General features: G+C 45.2%; 14 protein-coding genes. 5 read left to right on the plus strand and 9 right to left on the minus strand.

Translation table 11 applies throughout. From position 1 onward, the window contains the following. Positions 1-103: 103 nt before the first annotated feature. The 6 genes from QEP07_RS01090 to QEP07_RS01115 all read right to left on the minus strand — a co-directional run bounded on the left by QEP07_RS01090 (position 104) and on the right by QEP07_RS01115 (position 6,569). Complete coding sequence (locus tag QEP07_RS01090; RefSeq protein ID WP_285008127.1) at positions 104-748, minus strand: DUF6266 family protein; 645 nt, start codon at positions 746-748, stop codon at positions 104-106. Between the two features lie 614 nt (positions 749-1,362). Then, on the minus strand, positions 1,363-3,825 hold the full coding sequence (locus tag QEP07_RS01095) for an LruC domain-containing protein (protein ID WP_285008128.1): 2,463 nt from the start codon (positions 3,823-3,825) through the stop codon (positions 1,363-1,365). Between the two features lie 210 nt (positions 3,826-4,035). Then, a complete protein-coding gene (locus QEP07_RS01100; RefSeq protein WP_285008129.1) occupies positions 4,036-4,578 on the minus strand; it encodes an ATP-binding protein in 543 nt (180 codons plus the stop codon). A gap of 2 nt (positions 4,579-4,580) precedes the next feature. Further along, positions 4,581-4,910: an STAS domain-containing protein gene (locus QEP07_RS01105; protein ID WP_285008130.1), complete on the minus strand. Its 330-nt coding sequence runs from the start codon at positions 4,908-4,910 to the stop codon at positions 4,581-4,583. Next, positions 4,907-6,034, minus strand: a complete 1,128-nt coding sequence (locus QEP07_RS01110) for a fused response regulator/phosphatase (RefSeq protein WP_285008131.1) — start codon at positions 6,032-6,034, stop codon at positions 4,907-4,909. The genes QEP07_RS01105 and QEP07_RS01110 overlap by 4 nt, the downstream gene beginning before the upstream one ends. Next, complete coding sequence (locus QEP07_RS01115) at positions 6,027-6,569, minus strand: hypothetical protein (RefSeq protein ID WP_285008132.1); 543 nt, start codon at positions 6,567-6,569, stop codon at positions 6,027-6,029. Before QEP07_RS01115 ends, QEP07_RS01110 begins: the two co-directional genes overlap by 8 nt. Before the next feature lie 37 nt (positions 6,570-6,606). On the opposite strand from QEP07_RS01115, the gene QEP07_RS01120 reads away from it, so the two are divergent. Both QEP07_RS01120 and QEP07_RS01125 read left to right on the plus strand, forming a co-directional pair. Then, entirely contained in the window at positions 6,607-7,527 is a 921-nt protein-coding gene (locus tag QEP07_RS01120) for a glycosyltransferase family 2 protein (RefSeq protein WP_285008133.1), read from the plus strand. After that, positions 7,524-8,696: a glycosyltransferase family 2 protein gene (locus tag QEP07_RS01125; RefSeq protein WP_285008134.1), complete on the plus strand. Its 1,173-nt coding sequence runs from the start codon at positions 7,524-7,526 to the stop codon at positions 8,694-8,696. The genes QEP07_RS01120 and QEP07_RS01125 overlap by 4 nt, the downstream gene beginning before the upstream one ends. A 3-nt stretch (positions 8,697-8,699) precedes the next feature. Here the strand turns inward: QEP07_RS01125 and QEP07_RS01130 are convergent, their stop codons facing one another. From QEP07_RS01130 to QEP07_RS01140, 3 genes are all read right to left on the minus strand, one after another. Then, positions 8,700-9,242: a hypothetical protein gene (locus QEP07_RS01130; protein ID WP_285008135.1), complete on the minus strand. Its 543-nt coding sequence runs from the start codon at positions 9,240-9,242 to the stop codon at positions 8,700-8,702. A 165-nt stretch (positions 9,243-9,407) separates the two neighbouring features. Further along, complete coding sequence (locus tag QEP07_RS01135; protein WP_285008136.1) at positions 9,408-9,659, minus strand: hypothetical protein; 252 nt, start codon at positions 9,657-9,659, stop codon at positions 9,408-9,410. An 8-nt stretch (positions 9,660-9,667) separates the two neighbouring features. Next, the gene (locus QEP07_RS01140) at positions 9,668-11,827 is read right to left on the minus strand and encodes a S46 family peptidase (RefSeq protein ID WP_285008137.1); all 2,160 of its coding nucleotides are present in this window, start codon (positions 11,825-11,827) and stop codon (positions 9,668-9,670) included. A gap of 67 nt (positions 11,828-11,894) precedes the next feature. On the opposite strand from QEP07_RS01140, the gene QEP07_RS01145 reads away from it, so the two are divergent. Genes QEP07_RS01145 through kynU form a run of 3 tightly spaced genes read left to right on the plus strand, consistent with a single transcriptional unit; the run spans position 11,895 to position 14,311 of the window. Continuing rightward, complete coding sequence (locus tag QEP07_RS01145) at positions 11,895-12,371, plus strand: GAF domain-containing protein (RefSeq protein ID WP_285008138.1); 477 nt, start codon at positions 11,895-11,897, stop codon at positions 12,369-12,371. Beyond that, on the plus strand, positions 12,364-12,969 hold the full coding sequence (locus tag QEP07_RS01150; protein WP_285008139.1) for a DNA-3-methyladenine glycosylase: 606 nt from the start codon (positions 12,364-12,366) through the stop codon (positions 12,967-12,969). Before QEP07_RS01145 ends, QEP07_RS01150 begins: the two co-directional genes overlap by 8 nt. A 58-nt stretch (positions 12,970-13,027) precedes the next feature. Beyond that, on the plus strand, positions 13,028-14,311 hold the full coding sequence (kynU, locus tag QEP07_RS01155; RefSeq protein WP_285008140.1) for a kynureninase: 1,284 nt from the start codon (positions 13,028-13,030) through the stop codon (positions 14,309-14,311). Position 14,312 lies beyond the last annotated feature (1 nt).

The following is a 14,312-nucleotide window of genomic DNA, read 5'->3' on the forward strand; positions in this document are numbered from 1 at the left end:
CTGTAAATAATTGATTTACAGTATATTAAAAATTAATAAGCAGTGCAATGTGGTGTCAGTAATACCCAATGTGTGATAAAAATTTCTCACATTGGGTATTCGGTTAGTGCCAATTTATCATTCCAACATACACGCTGTCGGAAATTTGCTGGTGGTCATAACCTATAAACGAGCAGTACACATGCAGTTCTGTATTTTTCATCTGCTGAGGCAATTCCATTGTTTCCCCGCCTTGGTGGTTACATGCGCCTCCAATTTTAAACATCGACTGATCTATTTCAGGAGCGTAAACCAGCAGCATGATCTGGGCATTTCTTTCATACCAGGAACGGGCATATGGTTGTTCCCAGGTTAGCAAAAGTGAGCTGCCAACAATCTGAAGAGCCGGGTTAATGGGCTTTGGTAAATTGCCCTGTGTCAGTCTTGCCTTGCTGTAAACCATTTCAATGTTTGGATACTCGCCTTGCGTCGCATGGAGTAACTGGTAAGACTTAGCTGCATTATTTGCTGTAATACCTTTAAGCTTGCCATCCAATTTAAAGCCCACACGGATATATGGAGTCATACTTCCTAAGAATCGACTTATCACCGCCATGCGCCGTCGTGTCGCCGCCTGCTTTGCAGAAGGCCTCTTCGTACTCTTCCTTCTGCGTTTTCTGATGAAGTATTTACCATTCCTGATATAACCTTCAAAGTCGCCTGCCTTACCCGAAAGGCCTCCCAGCAATCCATTAATTAGACTCGCCATTTTTGTAGAATTAGATTTTAAAAAAACTGAATTAATTTTGTTGTCCCGTAAGTCAACTGAACAAACATAATATCAGGAGATGCATAAAAGCGAAGGACCATGAAAATTTGCCGGAGTTTTCCGTTGATTTTCTGGTTATCCGGAAAAATGTTCAATTGACTTGGTACTGGTTTGGCAGGCCTTGCTGTCCAGCTGCTATCCAGCTATTGAACAGTTGTTGACCAGTACCCAAACAGACTGAACTGGTTATTCTCTGATGGGTAGCCGTCTGGTATCTGGTTTATATTGTCATTCAGAACAATATCCAACTGCGTGTTTTCTAATAATATAGGTTTATAGGCCTCCAAATTAATTAGAAATAACCCATCACGGTCGGATCACCGTCGCGGTCCCTCCGCATTTGGATCGTCTCAGGACGATGCAAACACGATGCGGAGGCGGAGAGGAGGCGAAGGGAAGACGAAGAGATGAAGCAATTTCAAGCGTGTATGGTTGTCCTTATATAGGTAATTCTAACATACACATTAGCTACAAACAAGCATGTCTCGGGTTAATAAAAAAAGGGCTGCAATTAAAGATGCAGCCCTTTTTTTATCTGAGTCAGGTTTTCCTGATTATGGAGTGTAAAGTTTAGCGGTGTTCTTAGAACCTGTGGAATACCAGTTCGCACTTTGTGCACCGCCGGTAATTGCCCAGTTCGCAAATTCAAGGTATCCCTCAGTTATCGATACGGTTTCTAATGGATATACGAAATTAGCAACCGGCACCACAATCGCCCACGGCAGGTTATTGGCTGTTCTGTAATATTTTCCAGAACCGGATTTGTCGTCCCCAGTGCCAAATAGCGTTGAGTTCGCCTTATTTGTTGGTGTTTTATCTACCAGGTGAGTTTCAAAGCCGCGGCCATATCCAGGTGAGCTGTTCCAAATGAAAGGATTAAAGTTTGCCGTTCCAAATGCCGCCTGATCTGGACCATCAGTGAAGTGTAGTGTTACATTAAATTCTACAACAGGTGATTTTGCAACATTAGGTTGGGTGTTCCAGGTCAACTGTCTTGCACGGCTGTTACTGAAAAGGATCAGTACCGCTTTATCCTGTCCGCTTTCCAATGCGATCTCATCGCCAACAGGACCATCTGTTTTGCTGGTAATGCTCACTTTGTTAGCCGAAACAGGGAATTCTACACCGAATCCATTCTGGAAGTTTCCTCCAGTTGCCAACAGCCTGTAAGTAGCTTTTACATCGACAACTTTATTGTCTCTGTTGGTAATGATTTGGTATTTGAAGTTTACAACGACATCATTTAAATCATAGTCGCCCTTAAGTGGCCAGTTATCCTCAAACGCGATAGTTGAGTTTTCGGAATCTATAACGTAAGCTCTGGTAGCATCATTAGGGAATTTGTCTAAAGTTCCGTGTACGCCGTCGCCATCTGGATCAGTATTTACTGGCGCTGTCCCGATTGTTTCTGGCATGCATGATCCTTCAGGGATGTAGATGGTCGCGTTTGCGGCTTTTTGCGTGGCAGCGCCTTCAAACATGCTGCTAGGCAAAGTTCCAGAGGTATAGACTACTTGCAGTGCGCCGCTAAATTTAGCGCTATTTTGGTGGTTTTGTAGATTAGGGATAGCTTCAGTAATTTTAAGTACAGACATGCTTCCAGTGCCAGTGATCTTCTCGCTGAAACCATCGTAAATTGATTTTGTAACGAATAGTGCACCATTATTGAGGGTAATCTTTCCGCCACTGTTGATGTTAATGGCCTTACCAACCGAAAAATAGCTGTTGTTTGTAATAGGGCCGTTGATTTCGTTTTTATAGCTATCGCTCGTGATAAACCATTTACAGTTATTTATTATGCTACCTCCAGTATTGATATGCAACTCCTTAACGCTCACAGTTCCTCCGTTGGTAAATACGCCTTTTAAAATCATACGGGAATTGGTTGCTGTGAACGTACCGCTATTAGAGGTCGTAGTTGCATTTCCGTTATAAGTTATCTCAGCACTATTTAATGTCCATGTACCTGAGTTCACAACCGGGCCGTCCAAAGTCGTATTTGCACTGCCTTGGAAATTCATTGTTCCTGAGTTAGTCAGTGACGATATGGCCAGCAGGTTGTTCCCAGATTTTGTCGTCAACGTACCGCCATTGTCAACAGTTGCAGCCGTGTTGTTGTTTCCGACATTAAAATTACCATTTACGGTAAATGTAGAAGTATTCGCTACAGCAGTTCCTCCTTCGGGTGTAAACTCTCCACCAACGGTTAGAGGTCCCTGGTTCCGGAAGGTACCCCCTTTTGGTTGTGCATTATTCGTGATCGAAACAGTTCCAAAGTTTTTAAACACATTTGAGCCGCTCCAGTTAAAGTTGCCAGTAAAGTTAACCGTTGATCCGCTTGTCACTATTAAGGTTAAATTATTTTGGAATTCAATATTGCCGATATTGATGTTGGTGCCCTGTACATACACAATTGCATTCGCACCAAATGCATTAAAATTATAGGTGCTAGCGTTACTTTTAATCACATAGGTAGTGTTTCCAGGCAACGATACCCAGTTTGCAGACGTAATTTCCGTGGCATTACCAGGAACAGTAGGAGGATTTTCTGTAGTGACAGACAGTTTTCTAAGTGCCGAGCCTGCCAATTTCTCCGATACCAACGAAGTAGCGTTGATAGATGCCGAAACGTTATCAGATGTTAAGTCGAGCATCTGGCTTACGGCTGAGCCGTCCGGAGCGATTTTCTCAACATATACCTGTTTAACCATGGATGAAAGCGTCACCTTAGTATTGAAAGGTTTAATAAGCGTTGCCGAACCAGTAGATATCAGCTGCCCGCCTTTAGATGGGTCAGCAGTATATACATTCACTACATGAATCTGATTTCCGAAGCTGTTATCGGAAACGCCCAAACTCAAATTTACATCTCGGGAGCCCGACCACATAAAGCCGGCAGGAGCGGAGATTTCATCGATCGACTTGTTGACTACCTCGTCGAGATTATTGTTGTCTTTTTTGCAGGATGATGCAAAAACACCAGCAATGATTGCCAAAGAAAGTAAGTGTTTCTTCATTTTATTGTTTCTGTTTGATGTGCATAAGGCCATAACTGTACCAAAAGCTAGTTAAATAACCGCCGCTGTCTGATTTTACTATAAATATACGTTAGAGCGCTCTAGAGGGTTTCTTCTGGGCAAAATACCTGTTTGGATGTTCCGGAAAGAACAAGTTGTTTGCATGAATGGGACTATAATTATTCCCCACTTCCTAAAAATGTGTAGAATTTACTCCCCATTTCCCTTAATATTCATGTTCACGATATAACGGTTTTCCTTCAGATCCGGGTCGTACTGGTAAATGAAACTGTCGGACGCCAGTGTGATAATGTAAAAGCCAAAATGCTCAGGCATATGGTCTAGAGACATCGGACCGTCTTTATAGGGGTTCAAAAACTTGAACTTGTATTGGTCCAGCGGCATAATATGGTGGCGGTTCTCTTCAGAAAAACTTATTTTAAGTACTTTGTCTACATCTTTAAAGGGAAGCTGCGGAGATGTAGCGCTGAATTCTATCTGTACACCTTTTTCAAGTTTCTGAATGCTAAGTTGAGGCTCGTCTATGACAAGTTGCAACTGAGAATTGCCATCAGGCGCATGCTTAATGGAATTGGTAATAAGTTCAACCAAAATCAGCTTTATATTGCGTTGGTTAGCTATATCCAGTTCAACGTAACTTAAAATGTCTTTGAGTACCGCCTCGGTATAATCATAAATCTGGTCAGGATCATTGGGGATCTCCAGATTTATGGTAACTGGTAGTTCCTTCATATCTAGTCTAGTGCAGTTTCTACAGATGCTCTTAAATCAAAGATCTTATCGAGTCTGGTAAGCTCAAAAAGGTTTATAATGTCACTGTTCAGCTCTACCAGTCTGAGGCTGCCGTTCTTTTGCACCAGGTTTTTGAGTATGGCAACCAGGGCGCCCAAAAATGAACTGTCTATGTACTTAACCTGCTCAAATGAAACGACCAAGTGAATGGCACCAGATTCTATTTCATTGATAGCCAGCTCCTTAAAACTAGAAGAATTCGAAAGATTGGCATCTTTGTCTTCGATCGTAAGAACCAGGTATTTACCCCTTAATTGTTTGTTTATATTCATGATTTCCTCCTTATAATAATCAAGCTGCAGTCGTCTACCTGAGATACATGCTGGCTGAAAAGACTGTTTTTAATCTCTTCAAGCGACTTGTTATGCTTTCTAAAATAATATAAATTTTCCTTAAACAAACGCAAATCTGATTTCTTTTCCCCTGTCGCTTCGTAATCAATCATTCCGTCGGAGATCAGATAAAGCTCGTCATTAGGCTGCAGGTCCACCTTCATTTCTGTGTAAATCGCAAAAGGGTAGAAGCCCAGCAGTATGCCGTCCGACAGGTACTGCTGCAGCTCGGGTGCCGATTCAGTAAATTTCAGCAGGGGGAGGTCGCCCGCGCCGGCGTATTTCACTTCTCCGCTTTCATCGTCCAGCAACACGAGGCTTAGCGTCGAAAATATTTCGCTCAGCAGGGCGTCGTCGTGCACTACGCGGTTGAGCTTTTTCAAAATTTCAGACAGGTCGTAGTTTTCATCATACACGCACAGTCGGATGGCCGACCGTATATAACTTAAAAAGCTGAAAGAAAAGAACCATGCACCCCATTTTTTGCCCATCACGTCGCCCAGCACCACAAACGTATAGCGATCGTTGATCTTAATGAAATCTATAAAATCCCCTCCCGGCTGGTTCTGGAAAGACTGGTTGAAATAGCTGATCTCAAAACGTTTTAATTCAGGCGCCTTTTGCGGGATGTTTCTCAGGTTAAGCTTTTCTGCGATGCCTTTGATCTCGCTTAGTGATCTTTCGTGTTGCTCGCGGACGGCCTGCAGGAGGTTATCTATCTTGGCCAATACCTGAGAGGCAGGCGTATTTTTAGCGATATAATCTATGGCTTTCAAATCCAGGCCCTGCTGAACAAAACGTTCGTCATTTACAGACGTGAGAAATAGGAAAGGGATATGCTTGTACGGGTCACGCTCCAGCAGCCTTCGTCTGAATTCAAATCCGTTTTTACCGGGCATCTCATAGTCTGAAATGATCAGGTCAAACGAACCCGTCTTAAGGATTTTCTCTGCCTCATCAACAGATTCAGCGATCTTACAGTTATAGCCGTTGGAGGTAAGTAATTTTTCAAACAGCTTTAGCTGAAAAATATCATCATCAACGAGCAAAATATTTCTACTCATCCGGCTTCATCTTAAGTACAGCATTTAAAATAATAAATATCCCTGTCGCAACGATGATCAGTGAGATCAGGTCCATCAACGTCACACCATCGTCCGGATTGAAATAAAATATCGTAAACATTTCAAAGTAGGGCGGAGCGGGCATGATGATCATTGCAAATCCCAATGTAACAAATAATAGTCCAATCAGAATTTTTATTCCTTTATACGCAAGTATTTTAAGGCGGGGCTCCCTTACCTGGCCTGAGTCGAACCGGCTTTTGTTCAATAGTATTTCCAGTTGGTCCAGTTGCTCCAGCTTGTCCATATCAGAGCTGGCCAGATCTTTCACATCTTTAATAGCATTTTGAGCTTCCAGCTTATCGTCCAGGACCTGATTTACCCTTCCTCTGATCGCTTTGATATTTTCAGAATCGATTTCGCTTTCTTTAAGGAGGGCGAGCAGTTCGTCGAGTTTTTCGCTCACAGACTCGTCCTTACCTTCGATCTGCTGAAAGCGCTGTAATTCGTCCTTAAATTTGCTATTATCACCCAAAATGCACTAATTTGACATGCTTACCATATTAAAATAGATGGACTTAATTTCGATCGTTACTGTAAATTACAATCAGCCGCAAGCTACGGCCGAACTCCTGAAGTCAATAAATCTATACTATGGTCAAGCTAATATAGAGATTATTTTAGTAGATAATTGCAGCGAAAAGGATCATGAGGCAGATTTCAGAGCTGTAAACGATCAGATCATTTATATCCGCACAGCGCGCAACCTTGGCTTTGCAGGGGGGAACAATGTGGGGATAATGCAGGCTCAGGGCGACTATGTTTTTCTGGTGAACAACGACACGGAATTTACTCCGGGGCTCATAGAAACCCTGGTAGATACATTTTCTGAAAGTCCAAAAATAGGCATGGTTTCGCCCCGGATCAATTATTACGATGATAAGTCAATCATTCAGTATGCGGGGTTTACGCCGATGAACTATTACACTTGTCGCAATAAATGTATCGGTCAGTACGAGGCAGACCAGGGTCAGCATAATGACGTAATAGGACCCACAGGGTATGTTCACGGTGCTGCCATGATGGTTAGCCGCGAAGCATTAAGCAAGGTAGGGCTGCTGCCGGAAAACTTTTTCCTGTACTATGAGGAGATGGATTGGTGTGAAATGATGCGAAGGGCCGGATTCGATATCTGGATAAATACCAATGCCCTTATATATCATAAGGAGTCGCTCTCGGTGGGTAAGAACAGTGCGCTCAAGGAGTATTATATGAACAGGAACCGCATCTTGTTTATCAGGCGAAATGCCAGCTGGTTCCATACGCTGGTGTTTTTTGTGTATTTTATTATATTTGTTACACCAAGAAATATGCTGAAATACTTTAAATCCGGTACTCCGGAATTTGTACCGGTTCTGTTCCGGGCCATTAAATGGAACCTCTCCAATAAACCCACCAGTTCATACCTCGGCTTTAAAAAACCCGGAACATGATTGTCGCTTTCTGGATCTCACTTTTCATCATCTTTTATACTTTTTTTGGTTATGGTTTGGTGCTTTACTTTCTTGTGGCGCTGAAACGACTTTTTAAAGCGGGTCGCCGGAAACATTATCCGTTCGAGGCGTTGCCTTCCTGTACGCTGATCGTAGCTGCGTACAATGAGGAGGCCTTCATCGAGGCTAAGATAGCTAATACCGTGCAGTTAAAATATCCTGCAGGTAAGCTCAACTTTGTTTTTGTGACGGACGGGTCGACCGACCGTACGCCGGAAATTGTGTCGCGCTATCCTGAAATACAACTTCTGCACAGCCCGGGCAGGTCGGGTAAAATAGCTGCTGTGCATCGCGCCATGGACCATGTGAGCACCGAGCTCGTGGTGTTTACCGATGCCAATACCTTTCTTAACACGGACGCTTTGATGTTGTTATGCCGGCATTATGCGGACCCTAAAGTTGGCGCCGTGGCAGGCGAGAAGCGTGTGCATATCGAGGAATCAGCCGATGCTACTGCAGGTGAGGGCTTCTACTGGAAATATGAGTCTAAACTTAAGACCTGGGATTCTGAACTATATTCTGTGGTGGGTGCGGCAGGCGAACTTTTCAGCATAAGGCGGGCACTGTACGAGCCTGTGCCTGTAAATAGTGTTTTGGATGATTTTATGATCTCCATGCAGATCGCAGGCAGAGGATATGTTATTGTTTATGAACCTGAGGCTTATGCTCAGGAGACCTCTTCTGCTAATGTTGCCGAAGAACTGAAGCGAAAAATACGTATCGCGGCCGGCGGTATACAGTCTATAGTTTGGCTAAAAGCGCTTTTAAACCCCTTCAAATATCCCTTATTAAGTTTCCAGTACATTAGTCACCGTGTGCTGCGGTGGACGGTTACACCCTTCCTGATGATCCTGGTGTTGCTCCTTAACGTTGCTATTGTGGTGTCGGCACCCGGTCAATGCTTGTACACGATTCTCCTCTTCGCTCAGATACTGTTTTACATATCGGCCTGGATGGGGAAGGTACTGGAAGATAAAAAACTGCGTGTTAAGCTGCTCTTTATCCCGTATTATTTCTGCATGATGAACTACGCCGTTATTGCCGGTATCGGACGATATATCCAAGGCAGCCAGTCGGTGATCTGGGAAAAAGCAGAGCGCAAACTTTAAGGGCTACTTCCTTAGTTGCAGATAATAACTTATTCGGGCTTGTCCGTTAAGTGCCTTAGTGGTGGGGCGTCTTAACTTGCCGGTGATCCGAAGTTGGTGATCCGCCGCATAGTTTTTAAATTCATTTTCCGTTGCAATAATCCGTACGTCGATAGCGGTGCTTTCATTGTCGGGTACACGTCCGCCTGCAAGAAGCACTGAGGGCTGACCTGCCGCTTCCATCGCAATGCTCATTTCCTCAATATTGGCAAAGTTATTCGTTGCGTCTCTAGGGGTGTCCGTAAGCGCCAGCTTAAGGGATGTAACTTTCATGCTCACCACGTCGGCCGCCGAAAACTGCTCGCCTTTTTCTTTCACTAGTTCATCGAGGTTGGCCGATACGGATATGTCCGTAATTTGCGTACCGGCTGTGGTGCTTGATGTGACCGGGATCACGAATGGGATGGCGCCGGTCGCCACCGTGAAGTTCATGTCTGTTGATTCGTCAATTTTGGTGCAGGAAGCGATAAAAGTGACTAAAAAAGCTGACCAAATTATATTTTTCATAGGCTTAAAACGCGTTGTTAATCAGTGCTATTATTGGTGTATATGTAATCCAAATATTTATCAAAATCGGAGATGCATATCTATTGAGGCTTGAAATTGCCAAATTAAATTTTGTTTAAGATACAACTGCATTGTAAGCTAGACGGTTATGTAGTGTCATTTAAACTAAAACTGGTGACGCTTGTACGTTGCCGTAAAATCGCTTCTCATCTCCTTAAACCTCGTCACAACAGTAGCTATAAATGCTTCGTCGAGCAGCTCAAAAATTTCATTAACGCCGCCCCCACTCAAGTCAAGTTCTGCGAGTTTATAGCTTTGTTCGAAGGTGCCCTGCTCAAACTTTACAATGTATTTCTGGTTCATACTGAAGATGGTGATTTTACATTCCGGATGCGGAAGTTCTGCTATTACTCTCATGTTTTCTATTACAGTTTAACGCCCATTTCCCTTACCAGAAAATCAGCCTTGTCAATCTTTGATGCAACCCAAAGTACATAGCGTATGTCGACACCTATGGATCGACTGTAACTTTCGTTCCAAGCATAATCATTTATGGTTGCGCCGTAGGCTCTGTCAAAGTTTACGCCAATCAACTCGCCATAAGCGTTCATGATGGGTGAACCCGAATTGCCGCCTGTAGTGTCCATGTTGTATAGCAGGGCTACGGGCACATCGTTCAGATCTTTCTTGGCGAAGGGGCCAAAGTCTTTCGCGTCCCACAGGCTTTTGATCTGTGGCGGGTAGTCGAATTCCGGATTGTCGGTAGCGCCCTTTTCCAGAATGCCGCGTATGGTGGTATAGGGCCGTTGGTAGGTTGCGTCGGCCGACCAATATCCGCGTACATATCCGTAAGTGAGTCGCAGTGTGCTATTGGCATCAGGGATGAAGTTCTTTTTAAGGAACTTCTCTTTCACGTTTACATAATCACCCATCAGTTTGTTTAATAAGCCTTCACGGCGATCCTTCTCGGGTTTGAGTTCGCTTATCTGAACCGATATGTCCTTCTCGAAACGAAGGAGGGCGTCGTTGTATGCGGTAAGACTTTGCGGCGATTGGAGCAGGGTGCTTAGCACATAGTTTTTGTCGGCCAGCCTGGAGCTACTTAAGGTGGTCTGGGCAAATTGATCGGTTGGTCTGGCTACAGACTTCAGTGCATTTACGGGCTGGCCAGAAGGGAAGGCAGCAGCATCGCTGAGCATTCGCTTAAAGATGATTCGGTCTGCCTCGGGGTCGTAAGCTTCGTAATTGGCCTCCAGGATCTGTTTCAGTCGCGCCAGATTCTGATCGAAGAACGCCTGATGCTGACCGGCAGGGTAAGTCTCCATGGCCGATTTAAAGTTGTTGATATTACGCGCTACCGAAAGCAGGCTCGTTGAGTTGTAAATCTGTGAAAACCACAGGTCGCGCTGCGCATCACCATTGATCAATTTGTACAGGTTGTCAATCTCGGTCATCAGATTTCCGTACCGCGCCTTCATATCGATGTTGCTGTTGATGAATCGGGCCAGGTCGTTATCTTCCTGCTGTTTCTTAGCTACTAAATCAATTCCCTTCAGGCCCTGAAGTTTGCCGCGATAATTTTTCATGACATTTGCGTTCCGTTTGATTCGGGTGGCGAGTTTAATTTCTGTCGCTTTATCTTTTTTGCCGACTTCCTCCATGGTCTGGTTCTGGAAGGCATAGAGTTCCGAAACGTATGGTAACACGTATTCCTGCTGGTAGGCGATGAACTGAGCAGGACGATGACGGAATGTGCGGCCCGGATATCCGAGTATAAAGACAAAGTCTTCTTCATTGGTTCCGTTTGCATTTACTTTCAGAAACTTCTTGGGCTTATAAGGAACGTTATTTTTCGAATAGCTGGCTGGCGAGCCGTCGGGCGCAACATACGCGCGCATAAAGGCAAAGTCGCCCGTGTGCCGGGGCCATACCCAATTGTCGGTTTCACCGCCAAACTCACCGATCTGACGGTGCGGGACATATACCAGGCGAACATCCTGAATCGTCTTGTAACGGAACAGCACATACGTTTTTCCAATGAACATCTCCGAGACCTCGGCCTTTATAGAGGGATCCTTCTGTTCCGCTTCCCGGGCAATATTATCCATCGCAGTGTTGATTAACTTGAGTCGCGATGCCGGGTCTTCTACCTGGGCAACCGAACCAAGTACGCGATCCGAAACGTCTTCGTAACTCTCTGTTATCCGGCAGGTAAGGCCCTTTGCCTCAATTTCCTCTGAAGGTGTTTTTGCAACAAAACCATTGGTCAGGTAGTCGTGCTCCGGCGTGCTGGCTTGCTGCACTGCGCTGAACGAACAGTGGTGGTTGGTAATAATAAGTCCCTGATCGGATACGAACGAGCCTGTGCAGCCGCCGACATTTACCAGTGCATCTACCAGGCTGGTGCCTTTCGGGTTGTATATCTCATTCTGACTGATTTTAAGTCCGGCTTTCTTCAGATCAAGTTTATGGATCTCGCTTAGCGGAAACATACCTTCTTCCCAGGGCTTGAAAGCCGTGGCAAGGACGAGTGACACACTTAAGATGGCGGCCGACAGTAGTACAGTTCGTTTCTTTTTGTTCATATGGATAATGCTGAGTATATGCCAAATTTAGTTATTTACTTGCTAGATTTGCAGGAAAACCAAGTTCATGGCGGAAGATTTACAGATCAATAGCAGCGCTGACAAAGCTGAACAGTATAGAACGCTTATTCCACAGATCGCAGCCCTGATCTCTGGCGAAGAAGACCTGATTGCCAACATGGCCAATATAGCTGCCGCGCTTAAGGAGCAGTTCAGATGGTTCTGGGTTGGGTTTTACCTCGTGAAGGATGAGGAGCTTGTGTTAGGCCCCTTTCAGGGTCCGGTGGCTTGTACCAGGATACAGAAAGGCAAGGGGGTCTGCGGGGCAGCATGGGAAAAAGCGGAAACGCTTGTCGTACCTGATGTGGATGAATTTCCGGGTCACATCGCCTGTGCATCGGCCTCAAGGTCGGAGATCGTGGTGCCTGTAATGAAAGGGATTGAAGTCATAGCCGTATTGGATGTCGACAGTGAATATTTGTCTCATTTTGATGATGTTGATGCAGATTACTTAAAGAAGATTGTCGCATTGATTTATGGCTAGGCTGCCCTTTTCATTTTACCAGGGAACCGATGTAAACCTGTTAGCGCAGCAGTTATTGGGGAAGGTGTTATATACCCGCCTGGGCGATGACATTACCGCCGGGATCATTGTGGAAACCGAAGCCTATAAAGGCGTAGAAGATCGGGCTTCTCATGCTTACGGTGGCAGGCTCACCAATCGAACGCAAACCATGTATGAGCGTGGCGGCGTCTCTTATGTGTATCTCTGCTATGGGATTCATCATTTATTTAATGTGGTTACGGCACCCGAGGGCGTTCCGCATGCGGTGCTGGTACGTGGGCTGGAGCCCTTACAGGGACTGGAGCTTATGCTTGCACGGAGAAAAATGCTTGTGTTGAAGCCTAATCTAACTGCGGGCCCTGGGGCATTGGCGATGGCCATGGGTATCGACCGCTCCCTCAATGCAAAGGATCTGCTAGGCGATGAGATATGGCTGGAAGATCAGGGAGCTTTGCTGACTAAACCAGAGATAGTTGCCTGCCCAAGGGTGGGTGTCGACTATGCTGGAGAACATGCATTGCTCCCCTGGCGTTATTATATAAAGGGCAACAGGTACGTAAGTAAACCAAATCGCTGAATTAGTATTTATCAACATTATGGTTTAATCATTGCCCCTTTTGTCTAAGTTTGGACTGATGAATTTCCAGAATAATTTGGCCTTTGCGCAAGGCCTTGATCAGGCTGATCCGCTCGCTCGTTTTAGGGAGATGTTTTACTTCCCAAATCAGAATAACGAACCATTTATTTATCTGTGTGGTAATTCTTTAGGTCTTCAACCTAAATCGGCGCGTGAAGTGCTTGATGTACAGCTTTCCAACTGGCAAAATCTGGCGGTTGAGGGTTGGTTTGAGGGCGAAAGGCCCTGGATGTTTTATCACAAGGCGCTTAAGGAGTTGATCGCACCAATTGTGGGCGCAAGGATTCAGGAAGTTTGTCCCATGAATACGCTGACGGTGAACCTTCATTTATTGATGGTTAGTTTTTACAAGCCCGACGCAAAGCGTTTTAAGATCATTATGGAGGCTGGTGCCTTTCCGTCAGATCAGTATGCCATCGAGAGTCAGGTTCGCTTCCATGGTTACTATCCTGCGGAGGCGATTATTGAGGTTGCGCCGAAAGCCGGTGCATTTACCTTGGAAATGGCCGATATATTGCAAGCTATAGCCGACAACCGTGATGAGCTTGCATTGGTCCTTTTTGGTGGGGTCAACTATTTCACGGGTCAGTGGTACGATATGCCGGCTATCACCAAAGCAGGTCATGAAGCAGGAGCTGTAGTGGGTTTCGATCTGGCTCACGCAGCGGGCAATGTGCCGCTCGAGCTGCACGACTGGAATGTCGATTTTGCTTGCTGGTGTTCCTACAAATACCAGAATTCTGGTCCGGGTGGCATAAGCGCCATATTTGTGCACGAAAAGCATTTCGGCGACGAGACGCTGAACCGGTTTGCCGGATGGTGGGGCTACCACGAGGAACAGCGGTTTAAGATGGAAAAAGGCTTTGTACCAGAGGCTGGCGCCGATGGCTGGCAGGTAAGCTGCACCCAGGTTATGCCGATGGCTTTATATCATGCTTCTTTACAAATCTTTAAACAGGCTGGCTTTATGAATCCCTTGAGGGAAAAGAGTGAAAAACTTACCGCTTATCTGATGTACCTGATCGCCGAGGTGAATACTGCGCTCGGGTATGAACAGTATAAGGTGATTACACCTTCGCAGCCTACCGAAAGGGGTGCGCAGGTGTCCATTATTGCCAAAGAGAACGGTAAGGCGATCTTTAATGAGCTTGTCGCCAAACATGTGTTGGGCGACTGGCGCGAACCGAATGTGATTCGTCTGAGTCCCGTACCTTTGTACAATTCATTCGAAGATGTATTTAAAACAGGAGCGCTGCTTCTGCAAGTTTGTCAATCGAGGTAAC

This window comes from Pedobacter faecalis (assembly GCF_030182585.1).
GTDB lineage: Bacteria > Bacteroidota > Bacteroidia > Sphingobacteriales > Sphingobacteriaceae > Pedobacter > Pedobacter faecalis.

Coding starts and splice junctions, on each gene's coding strand:
- QEP07_RS01090 (WP_285008127.1), bottom strand. CDS start 748: ATGGCGAGTCTAATTAATGGATTGCTGGGAGGCCTTTCGGGTAAGGCA.
- QEP07_RS01130 (WP_285008135.1), bottom strand. CDS start 9,242: ATGAAAAATATAATTTGGTCAGCTTTTTTAGTCACTTTTATCGCTTCC.
- QEP07_RS01135 (WP_285008136.1), bottom strand. CDS start 9,659: ATGAGAGTAATAGCAGAACTTCCGCATCCGGAATGTAAAATCACCATC.
- QEP07_RS01100 (WP_285008129.1), bottom strand. CDS start 4,578: ATGAAGGAACTACCAGTTACCATAAATCTGGAGATCCCCAATGATCCT.
- QEP07_RS01150 (WP_285008139.1), top strand. CDS start 12,364: ATGGCTAGGCTGCCCTTTTCATTTTACCAGGGAACCGATGTAAACCTG.
- QEP07_RS01095 (WP_285008128.1), bottom strand. CDS start 3,825: ATGAAGAAACACTTACTTTCTTTGGCAATCATTGCTGGTGTTTTTGCA.
- QEP07_RS01105 (WP_285008130.1), bottom strand. CDS start 4,910: ATGAATATAAACAAACAATTAAGGGGTAAATACCTGGTTCTTACGATC.
- QEP07_RS01140 (WP_285008137.1), bottom strand. CDS start 11,827: ATGAACAAAAAGAAACGAACTGTACTACTGTCGGCCGCCATCTTAAGT.
- QEP07_RS01120 (WP_285008133.1), top strand. CDS start 6,607: ATGGACTTAATTTCGATCGTTACTGTAAATTACAATCAGCCGCAAGCT.
- kynU (WP_285008140.1), top strand. CDS start 13,028: ATGAATTTCCAGAATAATTTGGCCTTTGCGCAAGGCCTTGATCAGGCT.
- QEP07_RS01125 (WP_285008134.1), top strand. CDS start 7,524: ATGATTGTCGCTTTCTGGATCTCACTTTTCATCATCTTTTATACTTTT.
- QEP07_RS01110 (WP_285008131.1), bottom strand. CDS start 6,034: ATGAGTAGAAATATTTTGCTCGTTGATGATGATATTTTTCAGCTAAAG.
- QEP07_RS01145 (WP_285008138.1), top strand. CDS start 11,895: ATGGCGGAAGATTTACAGATCAATAGCAGCGCTGACAAAGCTGAACAG.